Origin of the sequence: Proteus sp. G2675 (assembly GCF_963886535.1) — a bacterium.
Taxonomy (GTDB): domain Bacteria; phylum Pseudomonadota; class Gammaproteobacteria; order Enterobacterales; family Enterobacteriaceae; genus Proteus; species Proteus mirabilis.
Genome location: NZ_CAWPCB010000058.1, coordinates 1 through 3,588, shown reverse-complemented (window position 1 = coordinate 3,588; position 3,588 = coordinate 1). Strand labels below are relative to the sequence as shown.

Genomic DNA, 3,588 nt, shown 5'->3' with positions numbered 1-3,588 from the left:
CACATTGGGTAATCCATAGGGGAATTTTTCTTGGTCAAACGTGAGTGTCACACGTAACCACGCCAGACCTCGACCAATCATATCCTCTTTCCATGACGGGCAATTTTTAAGCATAAAGGGATCGGCATCTTCCCTATCGTTATGTAATTCCCATGACGCTTTATCACCAAACGTCTCAATGAGATCATCACCCAACCAAATCTTCCCGATTTTCTCTATGGGGTGCCCTGCCAGCGCCAATGCCAGTGTGATTTTTTCGTTTTCATCTTGTTCGCCTGCTTCTTCTTCGGCAAAGAAAAGCAAACCCGATATCACTGTTTTTCCAACGATCACGGTTTCAGGGGCAGACGATGAACGTAACATCTGTTTGCGTTCACTGGTATCTCGATAATTCATGGAAGGCAGTTTTGGCTTAAAGATAAGAGAACCCGCGACTTGAACCGCAACGCCTGCTGCCATCAGCGCCATCCCCATCGCCGAGGTAACACCTCCGGTAAATAGCACCGCAATCATTAAGCCTGCGCCCACGACTTTTGAAATTAATCCACCACTCCCACCCATTATTCCACTCTCCATGCTTTGATTGGGTTAATCTGCACTGGCTTCACACCTTGTAGCGTTACGCCCCAATAATGCCCCGCCCAGACCACCGCTAAACTGTCACCGTCCTCACCTTTAAACAGTACAAGGTCGCCACGCTGAACGCGCTCAATCTCAATGGATTTGAAATAGCGTGAAACGGCTTTCTCTAATGAGCCAAATTTAGATTTGATCAGATTGAAGGCTTCGGCTTTGGTTTTATAGTGATTGAGATAAGGCTTTATTGGCGAGAAACCGCATTGTGCGTAAATACATTCCGAGGCAAAAATACAACAATCAAATTCACCCCATGAAAAAGGGCGACTCATCGCCGCCCTTATGGTTTCAGGTAATTTAAGTGTCCAGTTGGGTTGTTTCATGTACTGACCTTAAATAGCAAAAAACCTCAATTAAGAGGCATGGTGAAATTCAGGCAATAAAAAACCCACCGAAGTGGGTTAGTTTCAATTGCGTAATATCAGATATTTTTTAATTTGATTACACCACAACATAGTTTACCGAAATCAGGATTACATAATTCTACTGTGTCATAAGTCCTAGACCAATGACACAGCCAATTCTCAAGATCCTCACAACTATAATCTTTAGTGGCTAAACCAGATGCAATATCAACCATATCATCACTTGGTGCAGTAAGCTCATAACCATTTATCAATAAAAAAACATAACCACACATCATGGCTGTTCTTTTATTAGCATTCGCGAATGGATGGTTTTGGATAAGGCTTTCAATAAGAACAGAGGATAGTCTAAACATATCCTCTGTTTGTTCGTAATATCTTATTACGCTAGGTCTGGCTTGTGACGATTCTAGATTGCTTTGATTTAAAACTTGGATTGGCTCATCTGGCGTTTGTGCTTTAATAAGAACTTCATTGATATAAATTATGTCATCAACAGATAAGTAATTCACGCCGTCAAGATGATAACCAAACTCCCTAGACATCTATCACACCTTAGATAATTTATCCATAGCAGTCTCATAACGCTCAAAGCCAAGACTGAAAGCATTTTTCACTTGATCTTTGTGTGAGCAATTATATCCAACTACTGCTCTAGGAGACGCAACTTTACTTTTGTCACGAGGCGGTATATCTAAACGACTAGCCTTTCTCAGTGCGTGACTCATATAAATACCCTCTTACCAGGATCTCTGGCATATATACAAAATAGACGATTTTGAGGTTATTGCAATTACTCTGCATGTAAAAAATCACCCACACTGTTAGTGGGTACTGGATTATTTTTTGTGAACCTTTTCGACCAGTGGCCTATTCATAATAGAGTCATCTTGTCGCCATTACAACCCAGATTTATCAACTAAAGCTTGTTTTTTTTGCGGTTATAAAGGTATATGAATGTAGTTTTTGGCATCAACTACCTATCTATACTCCCAACGCTGATATCTTCTAACAAGGATAAATTTAGCTCTTTCATGAAACAACAAAGGACACAGTTCCTCTTGTTTATGCAATAAAAACCCACAAAAGTGGGTTTAACAAAGCAATAAGATTATTTATAAATAAATGCAGGTGCATCTTTCTTGCTGCCCCAATAAATCGCCCGTTCAGCCATTTGAGCCACATAGCGAAAGATGCGATCACCTTGTCTTCGAGATGACCACGACTCATCGGTAAATCTATCGGGTAACCCGATTGACCACCGCTCGAATCGATTAGAAACATTAACACATACGGCATTTTCTTCGCCAGACACCACATTAATCGATGTGATTTGTCCGACAAATAAGACTTCAGCAAGCAACGGTTTCCCCTCTTCACTGATGGCAACCATCATCAATCGCACTTCTCGCCCTCGACTTTGCTCATTCATCACCATCCCCACCAGCGATTTATCAAAACCCGCTAATTTAAGCTGTAATTGTGGAGGGCTGGTTGTCTTATTTTCTTTTAGCTGACTGATTTCGCCTAAACTTCCTACACCTAAATAAGTTTCCCCTGCAATAATTAGTTGCCCAACACCGGTATGCGCACAGGTGACGCCTGATTTCAAATCGAGTCTGGCGGCTAAAACGATATAAGCCCCCTCATTAATCGCGTTGACCATGGCATCAGAAAATGGATGATATTGCATTAGTACAACACCTCCTCAAAAGATAACGTGATATGGGTATACCCCAAGCGACGATGCTGAAATTTCCCCTGTTCATTATCAACGAGCCGAAAAACTCCAAAAGGACGCTCAACCTCAAGCATTTCATTGACGGTAGGTGACGTTCTTAACATCGGTGAAATAGGAATATTTGCACGCCCATTATTGTCACTGACCACATCTGCCACCACCATTTTGAGTTCATTACCCACAGTTAAGCGATCCCCTTGTTGTAACACGCGCATATTGCGCTTCCAGTCCTTTGTTTCTAACTGATTACCCAATTGGCTGGGTATTGCAATACGAGGCGAACCATACCCATAACGCCCTTTTCTTATCCAACTGGCTATTTTGACTCGCCCCGACATGCCATCCAATGAAGCCACCAGCGCTTCTAATTGGCGCGATTTCTCTTCATTTAAATTATTGAATGTCAGCTCACAACGCCAACGACTTCCCGGAAAGCGTACCGTTTGACTACTTCCATTAAATGGCGAGGTAAAGGTTTTGCTGTTACTCAATAATTGCCAGTTTTCCTGTGTGGGGATCACCGCTTTTGGCCATTCAAGAATAGACATTTAAACTCCTAATGTTCTACGTGCTGCGCCATTACTTTGAAAGTCTTGTAACATCATCGCGTGGGCTTTCTGTGCGCCAGCTTCTGTCCCTTGTTGTGCAGCTTCTTTCATTGCCTGCGCAAGTACAGCGTCACCATTTCCCGTCACCGTAATATGATTAACGACGGTCATTTGTACACCACCTGCACGGGCTAACGTCGGTTGCGGTGTAACGGGTATTCGTCCTGCGACAGCGCCCACAAAGCCCCCCGAAGCATAACCTTGCGCCGCATGCATTAAGCGATAGAGATTGCCGACA

The 3,588-nt window shown here is 42.9% G+C and carries 6 protein-coding genes and 1 pseudogene; all 7 read right to left on the bottom strand.

The features are described 5' to 3' along the window. Positions 1-561: pseudogene (locus AACQ49_RS18410) on the bottom strand (phage tail protein); the annotation flags it as partial. Next, entirely contained in the window at positions 561-959 is a 399-nt protein-coding gene (locus tag AACQ49_RS18405; protein WP_161706172.1) for a DUF6950 family protein, read from the bottom strand. The pseudogene AACQ49_RS18410 and the gene AACQ49_RS18405, both read right to left, overlap by 1 nt. 98 nt (positions 960-1,057) lie before the next feature. After that, the gene (locus AACQ49_RS18400; protein ID WP_072062630.1) at positions 1,058-1,546 is read right to left on the bottom strand and encodes a type II toxin-antitoxin system death-on-curing family toxin; all 489 of its coding nucleotides are present in this window, start codon (positions 1,544-1,546) and stop codon (positions 1,058-1,060) included. Positions 1,547-1,549: 3 nt separating this feature from the next. Continuing rightward, entirely contained in the window at positions 1,550-1,729 is a 180-nt protein-coding gene (locus AACQ49_RS18395; RefSeq protein WP_072062631.1) for a hypothetical protein, read from the bottom strand. Between the two features lie 383 nt (positions 1,730-2,112). Further along, positions 2,113-2,694, bottom strand: a complete 582-nt coding sequence (locus tag AACQ49_RS18390; protein WP_006537803.1) for a hypothetical protein — start codon at positions 2,692-2,694, stop codon at positions 2,113-2,115. Continuing rightward, positions 2,694-3,290, bottom strand: a complete 597-nt coding sequence (locus AACQ49_RS18385) for a hypothetical protein (protein WP_161706173.1) — start codon at positions 3,288-3,290, stop codon at positions 2,694-2,696. The genes AACQ49_RS18390 and AACQ49_RS18385 overlap by 1 nt, the downstream gene beginning before the upstream one ends. Next, on the bottom strand, positions 3,291-3,588 hold a 298-nt coding region (locus AACQ49_RS18380), incomplete at its 5' end, for a hypothetical protein (protein WP_161778826.1).